Consider the following 25,282-nt stretch of genomic DNA (forward strand, 5'->3'; position numbering starts at 1 on the left):
CCTGACGGAGGGGTGTCACCCTCTCGATAGCGACACACCCCCTCCACCAGCTTCGCTGGTCCCCCTCCCCGTACCGGGGAGGATTTAACGGCTTACCACAGCACCCCGTCGACCGGCTTCATCGGCTCGGGTGCCGGATCGCCGATCGACTGGAGCAGGTCGATCTCGATCGTGCGGCACATCGCGCTCAGCGGCAGGTCGTGGACCGTGTCGCTGAACGGATCGACCAGGTCGTCGCCGATCTGAAGCGCGGCCAGGAACATCAGCCCCGCGATCGACGAGCCCACCGGCGTCGCAAAGCCCAGCGTCTCGACCAGGCCGATCGGCAGCAGCACACAGAACAGCCGGGTAAAGAAGGCCGGGATGAAGCGATACTGGTTGGGCAGCGGCGTGTTCTTCAACCGCTCCATGCCGCCTTGCGAGTTGGCGATGTCGACCAGCACCGATTCCATCTGCGTCTGCTGGATGGTGTCGAGCCAGCCGCGACGCTGCGCATCGGCAATGCGGCGGCCGGTGCCGTCGAGCAGGCCGTTGGCGGTGTTCGTCCGCTCGAGCGCGGGCTCGGCCTCGCCCTGCGACAGGAAACGCAGCACCTCGCCATCGACCGGCTGCTTGCGCAGCTGACAGCGTAGCGCATTCACATAGGCGATCTGACGCAGCACGATCGAACGCTTCAGGTCATGCGCCTCAGGCTCGGGAAGGAAGTTGCGCGCGCTACGGGCGATATTGCGCGACGCGTTGATCATCAGGCCCCAGAGCTGCCGTCCCTCCCACCAGCGCTGATAGGCCGAGTTGGTCCGGAAACCCAGGAACAGCGCAAGCGCGGTGCCGAACAGCGTCAGCGGCAGCGAGGGCGCCTTGAACGGCAGGACATAATAGGCAACCGTGACGATCACGTCCCAGATGAACAGCCCCAGCAGCGGCCGCCAGACTTCGGCGATGATGATGCGGGTACGTGGTACGGCGTCGACGATCAAATCCGGTCTCCCTTATGCAACCGTCCGGTCAGGCGTCCAATCAGGTCTAAGGTCGCAGCAACGCGACAAAGTCGGGTTGGATGCGTCATCGAAATAATACTGCACCGCAACATGGAAAGGTGCCGGGGGCACCGGAAACGAAACGTTACGAAAGTGCCAGCACCTGCAGCCCAGCCGTTGCGATGGGCCGCCGCATAAGTACTTCGCCTGGCTCGCTTTCCGCTGGAACGGCCGATCACCGCGCCTCGATGGGGCCGTTGCGCGACTTGCCCCTGGGGGTTCGAAAAGGCATGGCGAAATTCTTATGTCCGTGCCGTCCCCCGCCCGCATCCTGATCGTCGCCGGTTCCGATTCCGGGGGTGGGGCGGGCATACAGGCGGATATCAAGACGGTCGCGATGCTGGGCGGTCACCCCATGACCGCGATCACCGCGATCACCGCGCAGAACACGCTGGGCGTCCAGGCGGTGCACCCCGTCCCCACCGCCATGGTCATGGCGCAGATCGACAGCGTGCTGGCCGATATCGGCGCGGATGCGGTCAAGATCGGCATGATCGGATCGGCGGAAACCGCCCATGCGCTGGCCGACCGGCTGGAAACGCTGGCGCTGCCCGTGGTGTTCGATCCGGTCATGATCGCCACCAGCGGATCGGTGCTGGCGGATGCCGACGTGATCACCGCGTTCCGCCGCTTCCTGGGCCTCGCCGCGCTGACCACGCCCAACCTGCCCGAACTGGCCGCGCTGGGCGGCGAAGCCATGGTGCGGCACCAGACCGCCGCGCTGCTGGTCAAGGGCGGGCATGGCGAAGGCCCGGTGATCGAGGACCGGCTGGTCCAACCCGAGGGCGAGCAACGCTGGCAGCATCCCCGGCGCGAGACGACATCGACCCACGGCACCGGCTGTACGCTGGCCAGTGCGATCGCGACCGGACTGGGCCAGGGCCTGCCGCTGGCCGATGCGGTCGACCGCGCCGTCGCCTTCGTCCAGGCCGCGCTCGCCGCCGCGCCCGGGCTGGGCCAGGGTCACGGGCCGATGGGCCATGGGCTGGGCATGGTGCCCTTCTACCACCTGCTCGCCGCGATCAGCCGCGAAGGCTGGGACGCCGCCGCCTTCGCCGCGCGCTGGGGGTGATGATGCTTGCTCCCTGCGAGGGGAGGAATGGGCACCTTCCCATCCCTACCGCACGGCGATAGAGCCGCCGCCATGGTCGATCACAGTTTTCCCGCGCCCCTGTGCGGCGTGGACGAGGCGGGGCGTGGGCCGCTGGCGGGCCCGGTCGTCGCGGCCGCCGTCATCCTGCCCGCCAGGGATGTTCCCACCGGCATCAACGATTCCAAGAAGCTGACCGAAAAGACCCGCGCGCGCCTGTATGCCGAAATCCGCGCCTGCGCCGTGGTCGGCGTCGGGGTGGTCCACCCGGAAGAGATCGACCGGCTCAACATCTATTGGGCGACGATGAAGGCGATGACGCTGGCGGTCGATGCGGTGGTCGAGACGTTGGGATGCCACCCCGCGCATGTGCTGGTCGACGGCAACAAGCTGCCCAAATGGGATTACGCCGCCACCGCGATCGTCGGCGGGGATGCCAAGTCGCTGGCGATCGGTGCCGCGTCGATCGTCGCCAAGCATCTCCGGGACCAGATGATGATCGAAGCGGCGGCGGAGTGGCCCGCTTATGGCTGGCATTCCAACAAGGGTTACGGCTCGGCCGTGCATCTGGCGGCGTTGCGCGAACATGGGCCGACGCCGCTCCACCGCCGCAGCTTCGCGCCCGTGGCGCAATGTTACCTCGACCTCTAGGTGTTTTATCCAGCCAAGCTGAAGCACCACCCCGGCGGAGGCCGGGGTCCAGTTGGGGGTGCGGTTGTGACGATCCAGTGCGCTTCGTCGCCGAAGCCTTCGCAACTGGACCCCGGCCTTCGCCGGGGTGGTAGGGCAATGGTTCAGGGCAGGTGGATCAAACTCTAATTCCTCCCCATCGGACGAGGGGAAGGATTTTAAGGCCAAGGCGAGTCACCATCGCCACACCCCCACTCCCTTGGGGGCAAAGTTATCCACAGCCCCCATATCTGCCACACGCCCGCAGGATTTCCCCGAATCTGGCGGAATCCCGCGAGTCGCGCTTGCGAATCGCCTCTTGACGACCGACTCGTTCCGGGTGGATGCGAGGGTTCGAGGGTAGAAGGAACGGCAAACCATGGGGGTCATCCAGACGGTGGGACGACCAATTGGGGGACGACCGATCGCGGCACGGCCGATCGCGGCGGAGCGCGAGGATGTCTTGCCGCTCGACCAGATCCTGATGGGCGACTGTATCGCGGCACTCCGCTCGCTGCCCGACAAGTCGGTCGACATGGTCTTCGCCGACCCCCCCTATAACCTCCAGCTCGGCGGCGAGCTGTTCCGCCCCGATGGCAGCCATGTCGATGCCGTCACCGACGCCTGGGACAAGTTCGACACCTTCGCCGCCTATGACGCCTTCACCCGCGCCTGGCTCGCCGAATGCTACCGCGTCCTGAAGGACAATGGCTCGCTCTGGGTCATCGGCAGCTATCACAACATCTTCCGCGTCGGGACCGCGGTGCAGGATCTGGGCTTCTGGATCCTCAACGACATCATCTGGCGCAAGTCGAACCCCATGCCCAATTTCAAGGGCACCCGCTTCACCAACGCACATGAAACGCTGATCTGGGCGTCGAAGGGCGAGAAGGCGAAATACACCTTCAACTATCGTTCGATGAAGACGCTGAACGACGAGATCCAGATGCGCTCGGACTGGGAATTCCCGATCTGCGGCGGTCAGGAACGGTTGAAGAAGGACGGGCACAAGGTCCATCCGACCCAGAAGCCCGAGGCGTTGCTGTACCGCATCCTGCTCGCCTGCACCCGGCCGGGCGACGTGATCGCCGACCCCTTCTTCGGCACCGGCACGACCGGCGCGGTCGCCAAGCGGCTGGGCCGCCGCTGGATCGGGATCGAGCGCGAGCCGACCTATTGCGCCGCCGCCATCGAGCGGATCGAGGCGGCCCTGCCGCTGGACGAAAGCGCGCTGGCCACGATGCAGAGCCCCAAGGCACAGCCCAAGGTCGCCTTCGGCACGCTGGTCGAGAACGGCTATCTCCTGCCCGGCCTGCCGCTGATGGATGCCAAGCGCAAATGGCGCGCAACGGTGCGGGCCGACGGATCGCTGCTGTCCGAATGCGGCCAGGCGGGGTCGATCCACCGGCTGGGCTCGCTGCTCCAGAACCGGCCGACCTGCAATGGCTGGACCTTCTGGCATTTCGAGCGCGAGGGCGCGCTGAAGCCGATCGACGCCATGCGCCAGACCTGGCTGCTGGCGACGCAGCCCTGACCCCTATTCCTCCCCTGTAAGGGGAGGTGGCAGGGCGAAGCCCTGACGGAGGGGTGTCGCGTTATCGAGAGGGTGACACCCCTCCGACGCGCTGCGCGCGCCACCTCCCCTTCCAGGGGAGGAAATTATAGGAACAACCCCATGCATCTGCGCCCGGTCCAATTCGTCGACACCCCCATCGGGCTGGAGGATGGCAGCGTCGCCCGGCTGGCGGGCGGGATGCAGTGGTTCGCCGCCTATGAAGTCCGCGAGGGGGCCAGCCGCCGTATCGTTCCCGTCGCCCGCTTCGCGCAGGACCTCGGCGGCTCGCCCCGTGCCGAGGCGCTCCACGCCGCCTTCACCGCCCCCCGTGCCCCCTGGGTCGTTGGCGAGCGCACCCTGCGTTTCGACCAGCCGCAGGTCGCCGCGATCCTGAACGTCACCCCCGACAGCTTTTCCGATGGCGGCAAGCATGTCGGCGATCCGGCCGCGGCGGCGGACAGCGGCATGGCGATGGCGGCACAGGGCGCGGCGGTCATCGACCTGGGCGGCGAGTCCACCCGCCCCGGCGCGGCCCTTGTCTGGGAAGGCGACGAGGTCGCCCGCACCGCTCCGGTCATCGAGCGGCTGGCCAGGGGTGGCGCACTGGTGTCGATCGACACGCGCAAGGCCGCCGTCATGGAGGCGGCGCTGGCGGCCGGCGCGGGCATCGTCAACGACGTCTCGGCATTGCTGTGGGACGACCGCGCGCTGGAGGTGGTGGCCAGGGCGGGCTGCCCGGTCGTCCTGATGCACTCGCCCGACCCGGCCAAGGGGGGCCATGGCCGCGTCGGTTACGGCGATGTCCTGACCGAGGTGTTCGACTGGCTGGAGGCGCGCATCGCGGCGGTCGAGGCGGCGGGCATCCCCCGTTCGCGCGTGATGGTCGATCCCGGCATCGGCTTCGGCAAGTCGCTGGCCGACAATCTGGCGCTGATCAACGGGCTTGCCATCTTTCACGGGCTGGGATGCCCGATCATGCTCGGGGCCAGTCGCAAGCGGATGATCGGTGCGCTGTCGAATGAGGCACCCGTCGATGCCCGGCTCGGCGGATCGCTGGCGCTGGCGATCAAGGGCGCGGAGGCGGGCGTGCAGTTGATCCGCGTGCATGACGTAGCGGAAACCGTGCAGGCGCTGCACGTCTGGCGCGGACTGCGCGACCGTGCCCTGATGGGATAGTGGCGGGACAATCCCCTCGCTTTTCGGGGCCCAAACGCCCACATAGGCGCGATGCAACGTCCCCAGCCCCAGATTATCCGTGTCATCGACCTGGAGACGACCGGACAGGCACCCCCGACCCACGGCGTATGCGAGATCGGGTGGCAGGACGTGGCGCTGGGCAAGGATGGCCGCTGGGAACTGGAGGGCGAAGGGGGCAGCATCCTGGTCAATCCGGGCCGCCCCATCCCGCCCATCACCCAGGCGATCCACCATATCCTGGACGAACAGGTCGCCGATGCGCCCTGGTGGCACGACGTCGCGCGCCGCGTGCTCGATCCCTGGCCACGCCGCCTGGCATTGGCCGCGCACCGTGCCGATTTCGAGCAGCAATATTGCACCCCCGCCATGACCCAGTCCGCCGACTGGATCTGCACCTGGAAATGCGCGCTGCGCCTCTGGCCCGACAGCCCCAGCTTTTCCAACCAGGTGCTGCGATACTGGCGCAAGCCCGCCGGGCTGGTCCATGAGCGCGGCCTGCCCATCCACCGCGCCTTTCCCGACGCCTATGTCACCGCCCACCACCTGCGCGACCAGTTGAACGAGGCGAGCCTGGCGCAGCTTCTCGAATGGTCGCGCATCCCCGGCCTGTTGCCGCGCGTCCGCTACGGCCCCGATCGCGGCAAGGACTGGCGCGAGATCGACGAGGACTCGCTGATCGGCTTCCTGTCCGACCGCGACCCCGATGTCCGCTTCACCGCCGAGACCGAGATGGCGCGGCGGCGCGGCGGCGGTCATGTCGGGCGGCCGAGCCCCCAGGAACTCCTGCTGTAATCGCTGCGAGAATTGTAGTCGTAATGCTGACGTAACGGCTCTGGCTTCCTTGCCTGTCCTCCGATAAGGCATGGCGCCATGAAGGGGTCTTCTTCCGACGCATCGGCCGAAAATCCTATCGGTCGTATCCTGATCGCCGCCATGGCGATCGGTTTCCTGGCGCTGCTCGTGGCGGCGGGCGCGGCGGGCTATGTCGTGCGCCAGACGAACCGGCACAGCGACTGGGTCGTCCACACATACCGCGTCGAAAGCGTGCTGATCGAAGTCCGCCGCCTGGCCGAACAGCAGGAGACAGCCCGGCGAGGCTATATGCTGGCCGGAAGCCCCGCTTTCCTCGACAGTTTCGAACGCGCCCATGACGAACTGATCCCGCAGGTCGCCGAACTACGCCGCCTGACCGCCGACAATCCGCGCCAGCGCGTGCCGATGGCGATGGTCACGCGGCGTCTGGCCGAGATCGACGCGGCGCAGCGCCGGACCAACGCGCTGGTCCAGCAGGGGCGCGGCGCCGAGGCGCTCGCCCGGTTCCGCGCCGACAGCGGCCTTCAGCGGATGATGAAGCTGCGCGGCGTGTTCGACACCATGGCGGGCGAGGAACGCCGCCTGCTCGCGATCCGCGACGCCGAACAGATCGCCAGCCGCCAGACCTTCTCCACCGTGATGGCGATCGCCGCGCTGCTGTTCCTGGCCGTCGTGATCGTCACCTTCCTGACCATGCGCCGCTACACCCGCGACCTTCATCGATCGCGCAGCGCACTCGCCTCGCTCAACGCCACGCTGGAGGAGCAGGTCAAGGAACGCACCGCCGACCTGGCGCTGGCGAACGAGGAGATTCAGCGCTTCGCCTATATCGTCAGCCACGACCTGCGCTCGCCCCTGGTCAACGTCATGGGCTTCACCGCCGAACTGTCGGCGGCGACCCAGCCGCTGTCCGCGCTGATCGACCGCGCCGAGGTAGAGGCACCGCACATCGTGACCGAGGAGGCGCGGCTGGCCGCGCGCGAGGACCTGCCCGAGGCGATCGGCTTCATCCGCACCTCGACCGCCAAGATGGACCGGCTGATCAACGCCATCCTGAAGCTCAGCCGCGAAGGCCGCCGGGTGCTGGCGCCCGAGATGATCGCGCTCGACCAGCTGGTCGAACAGATCGGCGATTCGATCCGCCACGTCATCGACGATCGCGGCGTCACCCTGACCGTCGAGCGGCCGATGCCGGTCGTCGTCAGCGACCGGATCGCGCTGGAGCAGATTCTGTCCAACCTGATCGAGAATGCGACGAAATACCGCCACCCTGCCCGCGCCGCCGAGGTGCATGTCTCTGCACACGAGACGCCCGGCCGGGTGATCGTGGCGGTGCGCGACAATGGGCGCGGCATCGACCCGCGCGACCATCAGCGCATTTTCGACCTGTTTCGCCGATCGGGGCAGCAGGACCAGCCGGGCGAAGGCATCGGCCTGGCCCATGTCCGCGCGCTTGCCTATCGCCTGGGCGGCACGATTTCCGTCGAATCCCAACTGGGAGAAGGGGCGACCTTCTTCCTGTCGCTTCCCCCCTCCCTATCCATCGAAGGTGCCTGAATGAACGACCATCGCTCCGTGGGCATCGTCATGATCGAGGACGATGAGGGCCATGCCCGCCTGATCGAAAAGAATATCCGGCGCGCCGGAATCCTGAATGACATCCGCCACTTCACCGACGGCACCACCGCGCTGGAATATCTGTTCCACGCCCCCGACGGCCCGGCCAAGAGCGGCCCGGCGCTGGTCCTGCTCGACCTGAACCTGCCGGACATGAGCGGCACCGACATCCTGGCGAAAATCAAGGACGAGGGCAGTCCGCTCCGCCGCGCGCCCGTCGTCGTGCTGACCACCACCGACGACAAGGTCGAGATCCAGCGCTGCTACGACCTGGGCTGCAACGTCTATATCACCAAGCCGGTGAATTATGAGAATTTCGCCCAGGCGATCCGCCAGCTGGGCCTGTTCCTGTCGGTGATCCAGGTGCCGGGGGTGGAGGGCTGACGCCCGCCCCGCCCATGACGGATGGTCCGGCACCCCATATCCTCTACATCGACGACGACGACGCGCTGCGGCGGCTGGTGTCGCGGGCGCTGGGGCGGCTGGGATATGACGTGGCCTCCGCCGCCTCGGGCGAGGATGGCATCGCGATGGTGGCGGCGCAGGCGGCCAGCGGTGGCTTCGATCTGGTCGCGGTCGACCATTACATGCCCGGCATGGACGGGCTGGAAACGCTGGCCGCGATCACCGCGCTGCCCGATCCGCCCCCCGTCGTCTATGTCACCGGATCGGACGAGGGGCGCATCGCCGTCGCCGCGCTGAAGGCCGGAGCGGCCGATTATGTGGTGAAGACGGTCGGCGAGGATTTCTTCGACCTGCTGTCCGCCAGCTTCACCCAAGTGCTCGACCGCGCACGGCTGGAACGCGCCAAGGCCGCCGCCGAGACCGAACTGCGCGCGACCAACGCCCGACTGGAGGCGATGCTGAGCGAGGTGAATCACCGGGTGGCCAACTCGCTGCAGCTCGTCTCGGCGATGATCGGGTTGCAGAAGGGTGTGCTGGCCGACGACCGCGCGCGAGAGGCGCTGGAGGATACGCAACGCCGCATCCGCGCGATCGCGCAGGTCCACCGGCGGCTCTATACCGCCAACGACGTCGAGCAGGTCGACCTGCGCGACTATCTGGGCGCGCTGGTCGAGGAACTGGGCGAAAGCTGGTCGAGCGACATGCTGCCCCGCACGCTGACCCTGACCGCCGACCCGATCCGGGTGAAGACCGACCGCGCGGTGTCGATCGGGGTGATCGTCACCGAACTCGTCACCAATGCCTGCAAATATGCCTATCCGGACGGCACCGGCGAGGTCCGCATCCGCCTGACCCAGGGCGACGGCCATTGCCTGCTGGTGGTCGAGGACGACGGTTGCGGCATCGCGGAGGGACAGAAACCGCAAGGCACCGGCCTGGGCGCCAAGCTGATCCGTGCGATGGCGAAAAGCCTGCAGACCGAGCTGGAATATGATCCCGCGTATCGCGGCGTGCGGGCGATGTTGCGACTGCCGCTATAGGATTTGCGGTTTCGTGGGGGCTGGCCGCTCCCCTCCCGCAAGCGGGAGGGGCTGGGGGAGGGCATGGAGTCTCACCGAGCCAGCACTTGTGGCCCTTGCCCCTCCCCAACCCCTCCCCCTGCCGGGAGAGGGGCTTTTGAGTTTGGCATTACGCCCCTTCGACGGACTGGGGGACTTTTACGCCGGTCCAGCTCCCTTCCCGCAGGCGGGAGGGCAAGGGGTCTCACCGAGACCGGCCTCCCCGCCCTGCTGGCCTCAGGGCTTGCGGAACTTGTAGACGAACTGGTCGGTCCGCCCGCGAATGGCCGGGTCGAAGACGTTCTTGGAATGGTCGTCCGCCGGATTGCGCAGCACCTTGCTCTCCCCGACGAAGCGGAAGCCGACCGACTGGACCTGCCGCTTGACGTAATCGGGATCGATCCGGTGGGTGGTATTGGTGTTGGCCAGCCCCTTGCCCACCGCATCGGCGTGGTCGATGATGACATAGGTGCCGCCGGGCTTCAGCGCCTTGAACACTGCCTGGTCGAACGCACGCAGTACCGGTTCACCCGCATTCTTGTTGGCGACGTCGTGATAGTTCTGCACGGTCCAGAACAGGTCGACGGGCTGTTCGGCGGCGGGGAGGTTCACGCCCTGCACCTGCGCGGTGACGTTGGCGAGGTTACGGCCCTGGAGCGCGCCCAGCGTTCCTTCCGCATATTTCTGCGCAGCGGCGGGCCAATAGGCAAAGACGCGCCCCTTGGGCCCCACCACGCTTGAGAAGATGCCCGTCCAATAGCCCTTGCCCGGCAGGTAATCGATCACCGTGTCGCCCGGCTTCACGCCGGAAAAGGCGATGACCGCCGCCGCTTGGCGTCGCTCGTCGTCCCCCGCCTGGTCCGCACGCGCCGGAGCGGCGAGGGCGGCGGAGACATAGGCCGGAACGACGGCGGGCTTGGCCGGCGTGGCAGGCTTTTGCTGCGCCACTGCGACGGTCCCGCCCGCCACCAGCATCAGTCCCAGTGCGATCGCCTTCATGCCTGCTCTCTCCTTGACCTGTTCCACCCCGCCGCCCCGCCCGAACGGGGGGCGGGGCGTTTGGCTTACACGTCCAGGTTCGCCACGTTCAGCGCATTGTCCTGGATGAATTCGCGGCGCGGTTCGACCACTTCGCCCATCAAGCGGCTGAACACCTCGTCCGCCGCGGCGACATCGTCCGAGGTCACGCGCAGCATCGAGCGGACCGCCGGATCGAGCGTGGTTTCCCACAGCTGCTCGGCATTCATCTCGCCCAGACCCTTGTAGCGCTGGATCGCCAGGCCCTTGCGGCCTGCGGTCAGGATCGCCTCGAGCAACTGGCTCGGCCGCGCCACGCGGGTTTCGCCCCGCGCCAGCGTCGTGGCGTTGCCGTCCTCATCGGTCGGCACGACATCGGCCGACGGCTCGGCTGCGGCACTGCGCAGCGGGACCAGCTTGGCGGCGTGGGTGAAGCTCTCGGCCTGTTCGGCGGCCAGGCTGTGCAGCTTGCGCGCCTCGGCCGAGGCGATGAAGCTGGCCTCGACGATGTGGTGATCGGTCACGCCGCGCCACAGCCGCTCGAAATGGACGCCGCCATCCTCGGTCAGCCGCGCCGACCAGCGCGCCTCGTGATCGCCCGATTCCAGACGGCGCGTGGTTTCGACCACCGTCGCCATGCGTTGCTCGCGGGTCAGCACCGGATCGAGCGCACCCGCCAGCGCCAGCACCTCGATGATCGAGGCGTCATAGCGACGCGGCACATAGCGCATCAGCGTGCGCATCCGCCGCGCATGGTCGACCAGCGCCTTCAGGTCGTTGCCCGAACGTCCACCGCCCGGCCCTTCCAGCACCATCGTCGCGACGCCGCCCTCGACCAGATACTCGTCGAGCGCGGTATCGTCCTTGAGATAGACCTCCGACCGCCCCTTGGTCGCCTTATAGAGCGGCGGCTGGGCGATATAGAGGTGCCCGCGCGAGATCAGCTCTGGCATCTGGCGATAGAAGAAGGTCAGCAGCAGCGTGCGGATATGCGCGCCGTCGACGTCTGCGTCGGTCATGATGACGATCTTGTGGTAACGCAGCTTGTCCGCGTTGAAATCGTCGCGGCCGATGCCGGTGCCCATCGCCTGGATGAGCGTGCCGATTTCCTTGGACGAGATCATGCGGTCGAACCGCGCGCGCTCGGTGTTCAGGATCTTGCCGCGAAGGGGCAGGATCGCCTGGAAATGGCGGTTGCGCCCCTGCTTGGCCGAGCCACCGGCCGAGTCACCCTCGACCAGGAACAGTTCGGACTTGGCGGGATCGCGCTCCTGGCAGTCGGCCAGCTTGCCGGGCAGCGAGGCGATGTCCATCACGCCCTTGCGTCGGGTCAGCTCGCGGGCGCGCTTGGCGGCCTCGCGCGCGGCGGCGGCGTCGATCACCTTCATGATGATCGCCCGCGCGTTCTGCGGATTTTCCTCCAGCCAGTCGGCCAGCTTGTCGGCGATCAGCGATTCCAGCGGCTGGCGCACCTCGGACGAGACCAGCTTGTCCTTGGTCTGGCTGCTGAACTTCGGGTCGGGCAGCTTGACCGAGACGATCGCGGTAAGCCCCTCGCGCATATCGTCGCCGGTCAGCGTGACCTTCTCCTTCTTCAGGAGGCCCGACTTGTCGGCATAATTGTTGAGCGTGCGGGTCAGCGCGGCGCGGAAGGCCGCGATATGCGTGCCGCCGTCGCGCTGCGGGATGTTGTTGGTGAACGCCAGGACGTTCTCGTAATAGCTGTCGTTCCACTCCAGCGCGACGTCCATGCCGATCGCATCGCGCTGACCATGGATGGCGATGGGCTCGGGGAACAGCGGCGACTTGGAGCGGTCCAGCCACTTCACGAAGGCGGCGATCCCGCCCTCGTAATACAGCTCGATCGTCTTGGCCTCTTCATGCCGCGCATCGGTCAGGAACAGGCGAACGCCCGAGTTCAGGAACGCCAGCTCACGATAGCGATGCTCCAGCTTGGCGAAGTCGAACTCGGTGATCTTGAAGGTCGACGGGCTGGGCAGGAAGGTGACGCGGGTGCCCTTCTGCCCCGGCTCGGACTTGCCGACCACCTTCAGCGGCGCGACCGCGTCGCCGTGCGCGAAGCGCATGTAATGCTCCTCGCCGTCACGCCAGATGGTCAGGTCCAGGAACTCGGACAGCGCGTTGACCACCGACACGCCGACGCCGTGCAGGCCGCCCGACACCTTGTAGGCGTTGTCGTCGCTGGTGTTCTCGAACTTTCCGCCAGCGTGGAGCTGGGTCATGATGACCTCGGCCGCCGACACGCCCTCTTCGGGGTGGATGCCGGTCGGGATGCCGCGGCCATTGTCGGTCACGCTGACCGATCCGTCGGCGTTCAGCTGGATGTCGATGCGGTCGCAATGCCCCGCCAGCGCCTCGTCGATCGCATTGTCCGACACCTCGAACACCATGTGGTGGAGGCCCGAACCGTCGTCGGTGTCGCCGATATACATGCCCGGCCGCTTGCGCACCGCGTCGAGGCCCTTCAGCACCTTGATCGAGGAGGCGCCGTATTCGTTCGTCTGGGGGGTATCTGCCATAGCAAGTATATAGGAATTACCGCCCCCCAAAGAAAGCGAAATGGGAAGGCGGGCGGCCCTTTCACCGGGCGCGTTGCGACAGGTGACGGAGCTGGGTCGCTGACGGTGTTTTCATCGCGCGGAAAGGCGTGCACGAGGGGTGCGTGCCTATCGTTCGAGACCTGATCGGCATGGGAGATTCGTGATGACGTCCAAGGCCCTGACCCTCGCGATCCTGGCGGCGGCCTGCACCGCCGCGCCGCTCTGCGCCCAACTGCCCAAGCGCGATTATCCGAGCTGCAACCTGACCCAGCAGCGCCGCCTGCGCGCACCGACCGGCGGAGCGATCCACGACAGCCGCCAGGCGCATATCGCGATGCGCGCCAATATCCTGCAGGCCGATATCGGCAACGCCCGCAAGGCGCGTCGCCTGAACCAGCCACAGGCGCAGATGCTGTGGAAGGAGGTCGAGCGCATTCGCCGCGACGCGGATCGCTTCGTGACGAAACAGGGGTTTCTGAGTGGGGGCGAGACCGCGAGCTATGACCGGGCGCTGGATGCGGTGGCGATGAAGATGTGTCGGTAGGCATCGGGGCGGTCGCCCCGGTAACGCCCCCTCCCGCAGGCGGGAGGGGATGGGGGAGGGCCAGGTGCCTCGCAGAGCCTGAGGTTCGAATTTCAGAACTCCACCCGTGTCGCCACCCCCGGCACATCGGTGAACAATGCGGGCTCGGTCCCGGTCATCCACACCTGCCCCCGTCCCGCCAGCCGCGCGAACAAGGCGGCGCGCCGCGACGGGTCGAGATGCGCCGCCACCTCGTCCAGCAGCAATACCGGCGGCACCCCGCGCTGTTCGGTGACGAGGTCGGCATGGGCCAGCACGATACCCAGCAGCAGCGCCTTCTGCTCGCCGGTCGAGCACAGGGCCGCCGCCTGCCCCTTGGCGACATGGGTGACCAGCAGGTCGGCGCGGTGCGGGCCCACCAGGGTCCGGCCCGCCGCAGCGTCGCGTCGTCGCCCCATCGCCAGCGCATGGGCGAACACCGCCGGATCGACCGCCTCCCCTTCCAATGCGAGCGAGGCACGCGCGAACACACTGTCGGGCGCCGCGGCCAGCCGTTCGTCGAGCGCCGCCACCGCCTCGACCCGAGCGGCATCGATGGCCGCGCCATGCTCCACCATCCGCGCCTCCAGCGCGGTCAGCCAGTCGGGATCGACCGCCCCCTCCCCCGCCAACAGCCGGTTGCGTTCACGCATCGCCGCGTCATAGCGGGTCGCGTGCATCCCATGCGCCGGCTCCAGCGCCATGACCAGCCGGTCCAAAAAGCGCCGCCGCTCCGACGCGGGCTCGACGAACAGCCGGTCCATCGCCGGGGTCAACCACAGGACCGACAGCCACTCGGCCAGCGCATTGGCGCTCGTACCCGCGCCCTGCACCCGCACCACCCGCCGCTCGGGGGAAGAGGCCAGCGCGCCGGTCGCCAGCTCGACATCGCCCTCCAGCGTCGCGGCAACGCCGAAGCCACCCTTGCCCCCCTGCCGCGCCATCGCCGACAGTGCTGCGCGGCGCAGCCCCCGACCGGGCGCGAGCAGCGACACCGCTTCCAGCACATTGGTTTTCCCCGCGCCATTCTCGCCGGTCAGCACGACGAACCCCGCACTCGGAAAGAGTGCGAGGTCGGCATGATTGCGGAAATCGGTCAGGACGAGGCGGGTGAGCATTGTCACCGCCTTAGAACATCCTCCCCAGCATGGGGAGGTGGCAGGCCGCAGGCCTGACGGAGGGGGGCATCCTCACAGGTCGCCCGTTGCGGCGATCCCCCTCCACCACCCTTCGGGTGGTCCCCCTCCCCGTGCCGGGGAGGATGACATCACACCCGCATCGGCATCAGCACGTAGAGCGCAGGCGCCTTGTCATTCTCGCGGATCAGGGTCGGCGCGGCGGCGTCGGCCAGGTGGACCTCGACCAGGTCGCTGTCGATCTGCGCCAGGATGTCGAGCAGATAGCGGCTGTTGAAGCCGATCTCGAAGCCCAGCGCGGTATATTCGCCGGGCACTTCCTCGGACGCGGTGCCGTTTTCGGGGCTGGTCACCGACAGGGTGATCCGGTCGCGGTCCAGCGCCATCTTCACCGCGCGGGTCTTCTCGGTTGCGATGGTGGACACGCGGTCAACGCCCTGCATGAACGCCTTGGGGTCCAGCTTCAGGATCTTGTCGTTCGCGGTCGGGATGACGCGGCTGTAATCGGGGAAGGTGCCGTCGATCAGCTTGGAGGTCAGGATCGCCTGGCCCAGGTCGAAACGGATCTTCGTGCCCGACAGCGACACGCCGACCGAACCGTCCACCTCGTCGAGCAGCTTGCGCAGCTCAGCCACGCACTTACGCGGCACGATCACGTCGGGCATCTCTTCGGCGCCGCTCGGACGATCGATGGTGACGCGCGCCAGACGGTGGCCGTCGGTGGCGGCGGCCTTCAGTACGGGCGCGCCGTTATCCTCGGCGACGTGCAGGAAGATGCCGTTCAGATAATAGCGCGTCTCTTCGGTCGAGATGGCGAAGCGCGTCTTGTCGATGATCTGCTTGAGCAGTTCGACCGGCAGTTCGAACTGGGTCGGCAGCTCGCCCTCGGCGATCACCGGGAAGTCGTCGCGCGGCAGGGTGCCGAGCGAGAAGCGCGCGCGCCCCGCGACGATGGTCATGCGGCCCTCGGCGGCGGTCAGCTGGACCTGCGCGCCCTCGGGCAGCTTGCGCGCGATGTCGAACAGCGTGTGCGCCGACACGGTGGTCGAACCCGGCTGGTCGACCGCGGCCGCCACGCTGTCGTTGATCTGCAGGTCCAGATCGGTCGCCATCATGCGCAGCTGGCCCTCGGCCGTCGCCTCCAGCAGCACGTTGGAGAGGATCGGAATCGTGTTCCGCCGCTCCACCACCGACTGGACATGGCTCAAACCCTTGAGCAGCGTTGCGCGTTCGATCGTCGCCTTCATCTCGAAATCCCCCGCCGGAACGACCGCATGGTCCGATACCGATAGTGATAAATGGCCTTGGTTCCTACCCGCGAAGAAGGGGCCGGAGCAAGGCTCCGACCCCTCCAACATTGGGGTAAAACCACCGTTAATGTGGAAAACCCATCTTCGTCAGAAGCGCAGGCCCAGACCGGCCATCAACTGGTGGCGGTTCGGGTTGATGCCGACGCCGTCCAGTTCGTCATAATGCGAGTAGCGATACTCGCCCTTCACGAAGGTGTTGGGACTGATCGCATATTCCAGGCCGGCACCCAGGCGATAGCCCCCGACTTCCTGCGAATTGACGGTGGTGACGCCCGCCGTCGTGTAGCGCGCATCGAACTTGGCGTTGGTGTAACCGGCCTTCACATAGCCCATCGCGACCGGCGAGATGACATAGCCGACGCGCGCACCGGCATAGAGGTCACGGCCCGCACCCAGGCGGAACTCGTCACCGGGAACGCGGATGCCGTTGCTGCGCGTGTCCGAGCTGCTGCCCGAAATCTCGCCCTCGGCGCCCAGCACCACGGGACCTGCCGGAAGGTCGTAGCCGATCGCCGCGCCATAGAGCACGCCGTCGCTCGAACTCTTGTCCTGACCCTGACGATCGTTGAGGCTGTCATAGCCGATCAGGCCCTCGACGCGCAGGCCGGTGAAGGGCTGTGCGGTCTGCGCGGCGGCGGGGGCCGCCGCAGCGACGGCCGCCGAGGTCGCCAGGGCGGCGAGCATGAGCTTACGCATACACTATACTCCATTACTGTACCGGCCGCCGTTACATTCGGCGGTCGCTGCACCAATGGCGGGAAAGCGCCGACGTTGCATGAACCTCAGCTAAACAGGAAAAAGCGTTGCATGACGGCAACAGCCGGGACAGGTACGACGGGCCATGACCACCCGCCCCGCCCCGCCCGCACGCCCGACAGCCCGCAGGGGCCGCGACTATATCGCCCGGCATGGCGAGACGGTGTTCAACCGGATCGGACGCATCCAGGGCGACCGGGTCGAACTTCACACGCCGCTGACCCGCAAGGGATTCGCGCAAGGAGAGGTGATCGGCAAAGTCCTGCACGACCGGCTGGGCGATGCGCCTGCGCTGACCTTATGGTCCTCGCCCGCGGGCCGCGCGCTTCAGACGCTGGCGGTGATCGCCGAGCATCTGACGCTCGACTGGCACGATACCATCCATGACGTCCGGCTGATCGAGCTGGGCTTCGGCAGCTGGGGCGGACAGCGTTTCGCCGATCTGGTCGCGACCCATGGCCCCATCGTCCATCAGCACGGCATGGCGGTGGCAGCACCGGACGGCGAAAGCTATGCGGCGATGGCGGCGCGGCTGTCCGACTGGCTGGCGGACACCGCCGAACATGACGGCGACCGGCTGATCCTGATGCACGGCCTGTCCAGCCGGGTGCTGCGCGGGCTGATGCTGGGGCTGCCCGACGATTCGCTGTGCGGCGTGCCGGTGGCCGAGCGCCTGCCGCAGGGGTCGATCGTGATGATCGAGGGCGGCGTGGAGATGGTGATCCACCGGGCCGCACCATGAAGCGGCTGGCGCTGTGCCTGGCACTGGTCGCCGCACCCGTCTTCGCGCGCCAGACGATCGGCATCTACAAGGGCTGGGGCGCGTTTCGCGATCCCGATCGCTGCTATGCCATTGCCAAGCCGGTGCTGGCGAATGGCCGGCCCGACGGATTCGCCAGTGTCGGCACTTGGCCCGCCAGGCGGTTGCGCGAATCCTTCCACGCCCATCTGAGCAGCCCGCGCGACCGCGCCGCGAGCGTGACGCTGGCGATCGGCGAGCGGCGCTTTCCACTGGTCGGCTCGGAGCGCGACGTCTGGGCCCCCGACGCCGCCACCGACCATGCGCTGGTCACCGCGATGCGCTCGGGCCGCAGCATGAGCGTCTCGGCGGTCGACCCACGCCGCCGCCCCTTCGCCGACACCTATGCGCTGGCGGGCGCGGCGGCGGCGATCGATGCGGCGACACTGGCGTGCGTGGGGTGAACTTCAATCCTCCCCGGCACGGGGAGGGGGACCATGCGCAGCATGATGGAGGGGGGATCGCCCCACGGGACACCCTGTGTGGAAGGCCCCCTCCGTCAGCGCTCCGCGCTGCCACCTGCCCTTGCAGGGGAGGATGGAAATCGCCGCGATTTTGCGCTATGGCTGCGAGATGCAGACAGTTTCGGCCGCCCTCATGCCCATTCCGGGGCACATCGATCCCGTGCCCGTCCCGCGCGGCGTGCAACCGCGTCCCGATGGTCGCGTCGACCTGATCGGCCTGACCAAGGACCAGTTGCGCGAGGCGTTGCTGTCGGGCGGCATGGAGTTGAAGCAGGCCAAGCTGCGCTCGAAGCAGATCTGGCACTGGCTCTATAATCGCGGGGCGGTCCGCTTCGCCGACATGACCGACATCGCCAAGGCGCAGCATCCCTGGCTGGAGGAACGCTTCGTCATCGGCCGTCCCGAGGTGGTCGAGGCGCAGGTGTCGAACGACGGCACGCGCAAGTGGCTGCTCCGCTCCGCCGACGGGCAGGATTACGAGATGGTGTTCATCCCCGACGCCGATCGGGGAACGCTGTGCGTGTCGAGCCAGGTCGGCTGCACGCTGAACTGCCGCTTCTGCCACACCGGCACGATGCGGCTGGTGCGCAACCTGACCGCGGGCGAGATCGTCGGCCAGGTCATGCTGGCACGCGACTCGCTTGGCGAATGGCCCAGCCAGCCCGAGGGGCGGATGCTGACCAACATCGTCATGATGGGCATGGGCGAGCCGCTGTACAATTTCGATGCGGTGCGCGATGCGCTGAAGCTGGTGATGGACGGCGATGGCCTGGCGCTGTCCAAGCGTCGCATCACCCTGTCGACCAGCGGCGTCGTCCCGATGATGGCGCGTGCAGGCGCGGAGATCGGCGTGAACCTCGCCGTGTCGCTGCACGCCGTGACCAAGGATGTGCGCGACGAGCTGGTGCCGCTGAACAAGAAATACGGCATCGAGGAACTGTTGCAGGCGTGCGCCGACTATCCGGGCGCCAACAATGCCCGGCGCATCACCTTCGAATATGTGATGCTGAAGGACAAGAACGACTCGGACGCCGATGCGCACGAGCTGGTCCGTCTGCTGCGCCATTACGACCTGCCCGCCAAGGTGAACCTGATCCCGTTCAACCCCTGGCCCGGCGCCGATTACGAATGTTCGACGCCCGAGCGTATCCGTCGCTTCTCGGACATCGTGTTCGAGGGCGGCATCTCCGCACCGGTGCGCACTCCGCGCGGGCGTGACATCGATGCGGCGTGCGGCCAGCTCAAGACCGCCGCCGAGAAGAAGAGCCGCGCGCAGCTCGACCGCGAAGCGGAAGAGAAGTTCGCCGCACTGGGTTAGGCGTTTTCCTCCCCGGTAAGGGGAGAGGGTCCAGCGAGGCTGGTGGAGGGGTGTCGCTATTGGCGAGGAAACGGCCCCTCACGACCGGTGCCCCCCTTCGTCAGGCCTTCGGCCTGCCACCTCCCCTTAAAGGGGAGGAATGTCTTCATGCGCTTGAACCGTGGCCAGCCATAAGGCATTGCTGCCCAGCACCATGCGACACGCCCTCCTATGATCGACTGGACCTTTTTCGCGCTCGCCGCCGCCGGGGGCTTTGTCGGCGGCGCGATGAACGCGCTGGCGGGGGGCGGGAGCTTCTCGACCATGCCGACGCTGATCGCGCTCGGCCTGCCCTCCACCATCGCCAACGCCACCTCCAACGTCGCGCTGCAACCCGCCGCGATGGCCAGCGTCTGGGCCTATCGCCAGGGACTGGAGCCGGTCATGGGGGTGACCATGCGCCGGATGGCGGCGCTGACCTTCGTCTTTGCCTTGCTCGGCAGCATCCTGTTGTTCCTGACGCCGCCGCGCGCGTTCGACCTGATCGTGCCCTGGCTGCTGCTGACCGCCACGCTGGCGATCGCGGGCGGGCGACATGCCTCGGACTGGCTGGCACGGGTCGCCAGGCCGGGCCCACGCGCGCTGATGGGCGCGCAGGCGGTGCTGGGCGTCTATGGCGGCTATTTCGGGGGCGGCATCGGCATGATGCTGACCGCCGCCTGGGGGTTGTTGTCGGGGCGCAACCCGGCGCAGCTGGCCGCGCCGCGCACGCTGATGCTGGCGACGGCCAACGCGGCGGCGACACACGTCTTCGTCCTGACCGGCATGGTGGCCTGGGGCCCGTGCCTGCCGATGCTGGCGGGCGGCATCGTCGGCGGCTGGAGCGGCGCGCTGATCGGGCGCAAGCTGCCCGCCGGGCTGATCCGTGGCTGGACGCTGTTGCTGACCACGGTGACCACGGCGGTGTTCTTCTACCGAGGCTATATCGCCTGACGAATGGGGGGCAGCACCCGGGCCAGCGGTGCGTCCCGTTCGGCGGCCAGCGCGCGGATCGCGATCTCTTCGGTGCGCAGCCGTGGCCGGATCATCTTGCCCAACTCGGCGGCACTCTGACGATAGCCGGACCAGTCGCGGATGATCGCATCGTTCGGCCAACGCGACACGAAGGCCGATATCTGCTGGCGATAGGCGGGCGTCGTCGCCTGCACCGCCAGCCATGCCGCGCCGCCGGAGGTATGGGCCAGCCGCTCGGCGGTCGGGTTGACGACATTCAGCATCCATGCCGTCCGCTCACGGCTGATCCTGGAAATCTGCCAGCGGACCTGGCTGATCGCGACCGGATCGGCCTCGATCGCGCCGCACAAAGCACGGTGATCGTCCATGGCGCGGGTGAGAGCATTGTGCAGTTCAAGCCATTGGTGGAGCATGGACAAGGCCTTGGACAGTGGGAACCGGGTCCGGCCATCGGCGGGACAGGCGGTCCGTTTACAATGGCGGTGGAATCGGCCCACTCCCGGCCGTTCAACCTCGTCATCACGCCCCCGGAGCCCCCCTCGGCAACGGCGTGCGGCATTCTGCTATCCGATCATCGATTGCCTCCTGAGTTCATCGGTCGGTCTGACCGATGAACCTCAAGCAACCTTTAACGGCGGAAGATCGCTTAGACCTTTCGTATCCTTAAGCCGCGTCGCGTGGATTATACGCTGAGCCCCGCCAGGTCGGACCGGCATTCGGATGCCTCCAGCGCCGTGATGAGTCATAGGCCGGCGCAGCGGTGAAGCGGTCGTTAGCGGCGGCGATTGGCCGGGGTCGGAACGGCGGTCCCGACCCCGGCGCAGCAGCTTATCGCGCCGCGTCGCACTCGCCGATGCGGCGGCCTTCGGTGTGCACCTTCTGCGACATCGCATGGGCGCCCGACATCTCCATCTCCTGATCGGTGGTGAAGCTAGTTTCGGTGAAGGTGCCCTTGGTCTTGCTGTGCATCGTCATGTCGCCGGGCATCTTGCAGGTCAGCTCGCTCTCCACCTTGCCGCCCGCAAAGGTCGAGCTGGTGACGGTGCAGTCCGACTGCGCACCTTTCAGCAGTTCGGCGGGGCCCTTGGCGGCCTGTTCGGCGGTCAGGCAGATATTGTTGGTCTGCGCCGGGGGCGTCGAGCTGACGCCCTTGGGCATGTCCTTCATCTTCAGGTCGCTGACCTGGGTCTTGACCTCCCACTTGCCGGGCTGGAGCTTGGCCACGGCCGAGCCCGCGCCGGTTTCGGTCTGCTTGACCTCGCCGGTCGCGGCGTTCGACGTGACCGTGGTCGAACCGGTCTTCTGGTCGCACGCCGCCAGCGTCAGGGCCGCGGTCGCCATCAGGGGAATGAACAATTTCATGCGCGTCTCTCCTCCATCGCCGGGCCCTATGCGTCATCGCGTACCCGACAGATGGAGAAGGATCGTCCTGGCGGGGAATTCGTTCCATCCCCGCATCGTATCGCTCAATCGGGTCGTCGCATCTCGAACCGGGCCGCCTCGGTCACCTCGAAATAATCGGCCGGGCCGCCACCGCGCAGGATCGGGCGCGCCCGTGCCGTCTGATAGACGCCATTGTCGATCAGGTCGGCCGCGATGTGGATGCCCACCGCCTCGCCGATCACCAGCCACTGGTCGAGTTCACGCCCCTCCTTCGTCTCCAGCCGGATCAGCTGGGTCAGGCGACATTCGAAGGAGACCGGGCTTTCCGCGACACGGGGTGCCGCCACCAGCTGCCCGTCCACGGCCGTCACGCCCGCCAGGCCGAACTCGTCCACCTGCGCATCGACCGCCGCCGCGCTGGCGTTCATCGCGTCGGCTAGCGTCATGGTGGCGAGGTTCCAAGTGAACATCCGGGTTTCGGCGATATTGGCGACCGAATCCTTCCACCCCTGCGACGAAAAGCCGATCAGCGGCGGGCGATAGTTGAAGACGTTGAAAAAGCTGTAAGGTGCCAGATTGTTGACGCCCGCGCCCGACCGGCTGCCGATCCAGCCGATCGGGCGCGGCGCGACAATCGCGTTCAAGGGATCATGCGCCAGCCCATGACCGTTGACGGGTTCGTAGAAATGCCAGTTGTCGATCATGGATGGTCACCGAAAGGGAGTTGGAATGGAAGCGGGAACGCCGACCGAGCCGGAAAGGGCCCCGCCAGGCTCACCGGAAACGCCGGGCACGGTCATCCGTCGCCATGGATGGGGGACACGAATCTGGCACTGGGTCAATGCGGTGGCGGTGCTGATCCTGCTGGGCTCGGGGTTGGGCATCTCCAACGCGCATCCCAGGCTCTATTGGGGGCGGTACGGTGCCAATTTCGATCCGGCCTGGCTGACGCTGCCGCATTTTCCGGCCTGGCTGACCATCCCGGCGCGGTACAATCTGGCGATCTCGCGGCGCTGGCACCTGTTCTTCGCGCTGGTGCTGGGCTTCGGCCTGCTCGCCTATATGATCGGCGGCCTCATCAGCCGGCATTTCCAGCGCGACCTGCGCATCCGGGGCCACGAGCTGCGCCCGGCGGCGATCTGGGCGGATTTTCGGCGACATCTGGCCTTTCGCTTCCACGATCCACGGGATCCGCGCGCCTATAACCTGTTCCAGAAGCTGAGCTATGCCGGGGTCCTGTTCGTCGCTCTGCCGCTGGCCATCCTGACCGGCATCGCGCTGTCGCCGGGCATGAACGCGGCCTGGCCCTGGGTGCTGGACGTGCTGGGCGGGCGGCAGTCGGCGCGCTCGATCCACTTCATCACCGCGACCGCGCTGGCGCTGTTCCTGATCGTCCACCTCGTCCTCGTCATCCTGGCGGGGCCGCTCAACGAATTGCGTTCCATGATAACCGGCCGCTGGAGGGTGCCCGAATGATCCGGCGTCGTACGATTCTCACCGGCGGAGCGGGGCTGCTCCTGGCGGGCTGTGACAAGATCATCGAGCAGCCGACCGCGCGCAAGATCCTGTTCGCGGGCGAGGACATGCACAAGGGCCTGCAACGCGCGCTGATGGATCGTGGCGCGCTGGCCCCCGAATATCGCCGCGACCAGATGTCGCCCTATTTCCGCACCAACGGCACCCGCAATCCCGGCACGCCGCAATATGCCGCCATGCTCGCCAACCGGTTCGAGGATTGGCGGCTGGCGGTCGGCGGGCTGGTCGGCAAGCCGCTGTCCCTGTCGCTGAAACAGATCGGCGAGTTTCCCGCGCGTCGCCAGATCACCCGCCATGACTGCGTCGAGGGGTGGAGCGCGATCGGCGAATGGATGGGGCCGATGCTGGGCAATATCCTGAAGGCCGCCGATATCAGCACCCGCGCACGCTATATCGTGTTCACCTGCGCCGACCTGTATGGCGGACAGCCCTATTACGAATCGCTCGACCTGATCGATGCCTTCCATCCCCAGACGATCCTGGCCTGGGGGATGAACGGACGGATGCTGGACGTCGGCCACGGCGCGCCGCTTCGCCTGCGGGTCGAGCGGCAGCTGGGGTACAAGCACGCCAAATACCTGATGCGGATCGATGCGGTCGAGAGTCTGACCAACATAGGTTTGGGCAAGGGCGGCTATTGGGAAGACCATGTCGATTATGACTGGTATGCGGGGATTTAAGACACTAGTCGGTGCCATATGGCGCTGATCGATCTCTTTCTGTCGCGCGCGGTCCGCAAGGGCCGCCTGTCCCTCACCCATCATGACGGCACCGTCCGCGAGTTCGGCACGCCCGAACCGGGCTATCCCGATGTCGCGATCCGATTTACCGACCGCCAAGTCGCCGGGCAGATCGTGCGCAACCCGGCACTGGCGGCGGGCGAATCCTTCATGGACGGCCGCCTGGTCGTCGAGAAGGGCGATGTCCGCGACCTCGTCGAACTGCTGACCGCCAACGACAAATGGGAGGCGGGCCGCGCGAACCTGAATCCCTCGCGGTTCGTCCGGGCGGCGGGCGCGATCAAGCACCGGATCGACCGGATCAACATGGAGCGGCGGTCGAAGAAGAACGTCGCGCACCATTACGACCTGTCGGCCACGCTCTACGAACTCTTCCTCGACACCGACAAGCAATATAGCTGCGCCTACTTCACCGATCCGCAGAACGATCTGGAGCGGGCGCAACGCGACAAGAAGGCGCATATCGCCGCCAAGCTGGCGATCGCGCCGGGGATGCGGGTGCTCGACATCGGTTGTGGCTGGGGCGGCATGGCGCTGTACCTGCACCAGAAATGCGGTGCCGAGGTGCTGGGCGTCACCCTGTCCGAGGAACAGCTGAAGGTCGCGCGGGCGCGGGCCGAGGCACTGGGCGTGGCGGACAAGGTGAAGTTCGAGCTGATCGACTATCGCCGCGTCACCCCCGAGGCGTTCGGCGGGCGATTCGACCGCATCGTGTCGGTCGGCATGTTCGAGCATGTCGGGCCGCCGCAATATCGCACCTTCTTCCGCAAGTGCCGCGACCTCCTCACCGAGGACGGCGTCATGCTGCTCCACACGATCGGGCGGCTGAACGGGCCGGGCGTCACCGACGACTGGACGACCAAGTATATCTTCCCCGGCGGCTACAACCCGGCCCTGTCCGAGATCGTCCGTGCGCAAGAGGGCCTGCGCATGTTCCTGACCGATGTCGAGGTGCTGCGCTGCCATTATGGCTGGACGCTCGACATCTGGTACGACCGGACGGTGGCGGCCAGGGACCGCATCATCGAGCTGTACGACGAGCGCTTCTATCGCATGTGGCTGTTCTATCTGGCGGGCGCGGGCGCGGCGTTCCGCAATGGCGGGCTGTGCAACTATCAGGTGCAGCTGACGCGTGGGCGCCTGTCGGTGCCGGTCACGCGCGATTACATGTACGAGGGCGAACGCGCGCTGCGGGACGGCTGATCCTATTCCTCCCCGTAAGGGGAGGGGGACCAGCGAAGCTGGTGGAGGGGTATCCCGCAATCT

25 protein-coding genes are annotated in these 25,282 nt (G+C 67.1%); 16 read left to right on the plus strand and 9 right to left on the minus strand.

The window, feature by feature from the left end:
• Positions 1-92: 92 nt before the first annotated feature.
• Positions 93-977 (minus strand): bestrophin family protein, encoded by an 885-nt coding sequence (locus U1703_RS08685; RefSeq protein ID WP_320453095.1) that lies wholly within the window; start codon positions 975-977, stop codon positions 93-95.
• A gap of 304 nt (positions 978-1,281) precedes the next feature.
• Between U1703_RS08685 and thiD the strand changes: the two genes are divergently transcribed.
• From thiD to U1703_RS08725, 8 genes are all read left to right on the plus strand, one after another.
• Positions 1,282-2,109: a bifunctional hydroxymethylpyrimidine kinase/phosphomethylpyrimidine kinase gene (gene thiD / locus U1703_RS08690; protein ID WP_332785368.1), complete on the plus strand. Its 828-nt coding sequence runs from the start codon at positions 1,282-1,284 to the stop codon at positions 2,107-2,109.
• A 72-nt stretch (positions 2,110-2,181) separates the two neighbouring features.
• On the plus strand, positions 2,182-2,778 hold the full coding sequence (gene rnhB / locus U1703_RS08695) for a ribonuclease HII (RefSeq protein WP_332785369.1): 597 nt from the start codon (positions 2,182-2,184) through the stop codon (positions 2,776-2,778).
• A gap of 397 nt (positions 2,779-3,175) precedes the next feature.
• Complete coding sequence (locus U1703_RS08700) at positions 3,176-4,330, plus strand: site-specific DNA-methyltransferase (RefSeq protein ID WP_320453092.1); 1,155 nt, start codon at positions 3,176-3,178, stop codon at positions 4,328-4,330.
• Positions 4,331-4,471: 141 nt separating this feature from the next.
• Positions 4,472-5,527 (plus strand): dihydropteroate synthase, encoded by a 1,056-nt coding sequence (folP, locus tag U1703_RS08705; RefSeq protein ID WP_332785370.1) that lies wholly within the window; start codon positions 4,472-4,474, stop codon positions 5,525-5,527.
• A gap of 51 nt (positions 5,528-5,578) precedes the next feature.
• Positions 5,579-6,340, plus strand: a complete 762-nt coding sequence (locus U1703_RS08710) for an exonuclease domain-containing protein (RefSeq protein ID WP_320453090.1) — start codon at positions 5,579-5,581, stop codon at positions 6,338-6,340.
• Between the two features lie 78 nt (positions 6,341-6,418).
• On the plus strand, positions 6,419-7,918 hold the full coding sequence (locus U1703_RS08715) for a sensor histidine kinase (RefSeq protein ID WP_332785371.1): 1,500 nt from the start codon (positions 6,419-6,421) through the stop codon (positions 7,916-7,918).
• Complete coding sequence (locus U1703_RS08720) at positions 7,919-8,362, plus strand: response regulator (protein WP_332785372.1); 444 nt, start codon at positions 7,919-7,921, stop codon at positions 8,360-8,362.
• A 14-nt stretch (positions 8,363-8,376) separates the two neighbouring features.
• Complete coding sequence (locus tag U1703_RS08725) at positions 8,377-9,423, plus strand: sensor histidine kinase (RefSeq protein WP_320453087.1); 1,047 nt, start codon at positions 8,377-8,379, stop codon at positions 9,421-9,423.
• A gap of 255 nt (positions 9,424-9,678) precedes the next feature.
• On the opposite strand, the gene U1703_RS08730 is transcribed toward U1703_RS08725, so the two are convergent.
• Both U1703_RS08730 and gyrB read right to left on the minus strand, forming a co-directional pair.
• Positions 9,679-10,440 carry a class I SAM-dependent methyltransferase gene (locus U1703_RS08730; protein ID WP_332785373.1) on the minus strand — a complete coding sequence of 254 codons (762 nt, stop codon included), beginning with the start codon at positions 10,438-10,440 and terminating at the stop codon, positions 9,679-9,681.
• Between the two features lie 65 nt (positions 10,441-10,505).
• Complete coding sequence (gene gyrB / locus U1703_RS08735) at positions 10,506-12,998, minus strand: DNA topoisomerase (ATP-hydrolyzing) subunit B (RefSeq protein WP_320453085.1); 2,493 nt, start codon at positions 12,996-12,998, stop codon at positions 10,506-10,508.
• Between the two features lie 184 nt (positions 12,999-13,182).
• Between gyrB and U1703_RS08740 the strand changes: the two genes are divergently transcribed.
• Positions 13,183-13,563, plus strand: a complete 381-nt coding sequence (locus tag U1703_RS08740) for a hypothetical protein (RefSeq protein WP_332785374.1) — start codon at positions 13,183-13,185, stop codon at positions 13,561-13,563.
• Between the two features lie 92 nt (positions 13,564-13,655).
• Here the strand turns inward: U1703_RS08740 and recF are convergent, their stop codons facing one another.
• From recF to U1703_RS08755, 3 genes are all read right to left on the minus strand, one after another.
• Complete coding sequence (recF, locus tag U1703_RS08745) at positions 13,656-14,699, minus strand: DNA replication/repair protein RecF (protein WP_332785375.1); 1,044 nt, start codon at positions 14,697-14,699, stop codon at positions 13,656-13,658.
• A gap of 149 nt (positions 14,700-14,848) precedes the next feature.
• Positions 14,849-15,964, minus strand: a complete 1,116-nt coding sequence (gene dnaN, locus U1703_RS08750) for a DNA polymerase III subunit beta (protein WP_332785376.1) — start codon at positions 15,962-15,964, stop codon at positions 14,849-14,851.
• 150 nt (positions 15,965-16,114) lie between these two features.
• A complete protein-coding gene (locus U1703_RS08755; RefSeq protein WP_320453081.1) occupies positions 16,115-16,723 on the minus strand; it encodes an outer membrane protein in 609 nt (202 codons plus the stop codon).
• Positions 16,724-16,868: 145 nt separating this feature from the next.
• Here U1703_RS08755 and U1703_RS08760 point away from each other — a divergent pair, with 145 nt between their 5' ends.
• The 4 genes from U1703_RS08760 (at position 16,869) to U1703_RS08775 (ending at position 20,336) form a co-directional block, all read left to right on the plus strand.
• Positions 16,869-17,525: a histidine phosphatase family protein gene (locus tag U1703_RS08760; RefSeq protein WP_320453080.1), complete on the plus strand. Its 657-nt coding sequence runs from the start codon at positions 16,869-16,871 to the stop codon at positions 17,523-17,525.
• Positions 17,522-17,986, plus strand: a complete 465-nt coding sequence (locus U1703_RS08765; protein ID WP_320453079.1) for a hypothetical protein — start codon at positions 17,522-17,524, stop codon at positions 17,984-17,986. The genes U1703_RS08760 and U1703_RS08765 overlap by 4 nt, the downstream gene beginning before the upstream one ends.
• 169 nt (positions 17,987-18,155) lie before the next feature.
• Entirely contained in the window at positions 18,156-19,364 is a 1,209-nt protein-coding gene (gene rlmN, locus U1703_RS08770; protein ID WP_320453078.1) for a dual-specificity RNA methyltransferase RlmN, read from the plus strand.
• A gap of 210 nt (positions 19,365-19,574) precedes the next feature.
• Entirely contained in the window at positions 19,575-20,336 is a 762-nt protein-coding gene (locus tag U1703_RS08775) for a sulfite exporter TauE/SafE family protein (RefSeq protein ID WP_332785377.1), read from the plus strand.
• Here U1703_RS08775 and U1703_RS08780 read toward each other — a convergent pair.
• The 3 genes from U1703_RS08780 to U1703_RS08790 all read right to left on the minus strand — a co-directional run bounded on the left by U1703_RS08780 (position 20,324) and on the right by U1703_RS08790 (position 22,444).
• Positions 20,324-20,770 (minus strand): hypothetical protein, encoded by a 447-nt coding sequence (locus U1703_RS08780; RefSeq protein ID WP_332785378.1) that lies wholly within the window; start codon positions 20,768-20,770, stop codon positions 20,324-20,326. The two genes, U1703_RS08775 and U1703_RS08780, sit on opposite strands and share 13 nt — an antisense overlap.
• A 415-nt stretch (positions 20,771-21,185) precedes the next feature.
• Positions 21,186-21,719, minus strand: a complete 534-nt coding sequence (locus U1703_RS08785; protein ID WP_332785379.1) for a DUF3617 domain-containing protein — start codon at positions 21,717-21,719, stop codon at positions 21,186-21,188.
• A 104-nt stretch (positions 21,720-21,823) separates the two neighbouring features.
• The gene (locus U1703_RS08790) at positions 21,824-22,444 is read right to left on the minus strand and encodes a flavin reductase family protein (protein ID WP_320453074.1); all 621 of its coding nucleotides are present in this window, start codon (positions 22,442-22,444) and stop codon (positions 21,824-21,826) included.
• 25 nt (positions 22,445-22,469) lie between these two features.
• Here U1703_RS08790 and U1703_RS08795 point away from each other — a divergent pair, with 25 nt between their 5' ends.
• Genes U1703_RS08795 through U1703_RS08805 form a run of 3 tightly spaced genes read left to right on the plus strand, consistent with a single transcriptional unit; the run spans position 22,470 to position 25,219 of the window.
• Complete coding sequence (locus tag U1703_RS08795) at positions 22,470-23,216, plus strand: cytochrome b/b6 domain-containing protein (RefSeq protein WP_332785380.1); 747 nt, start codon at positions 22,470-22,472, stop codon at positions 23,214-23,216.
• On the plus strand, positions 23,213-23,956 hold the full coding sequence (locus tag U1703_RS08800) for a molybdopterin-dependent oxidoreductase (RefSeq protein ID WP_332785381.1): 744 nt from the start codon (positions 23,213-23,215) through the stop codon (positions 23,954-23,956). Before U1703_RS08795 ends, U1703_RS08800 begins: the two co-directional genes overlap by 4 nt.
• Before the next feature lie 18 nt (positions 23,957-23,974).
• Positions 23,975-25,219, plus strand: a complete 1,245-nt coding sequence (locus U1703_RS08805) for a class I SAM-dependent methyltransferase (RefSeq protein WP_332785382.1) — start codon at positions 23,975-23,977, stop codon at positions 25,217-25,219.
• Positions 25,220-25,282 lie beyond the last annotated feature (63 nt).

This window comes from Sphingomonas flavida, from assembly GCF_036663655.1.
In the GTDB taxonomy this organism is placed as follows: Bacteria; Pseudomonadota; Alphaproteobacteria; order Sphingomonadales; family Sphingomonadaceae; genus Sphingomonas.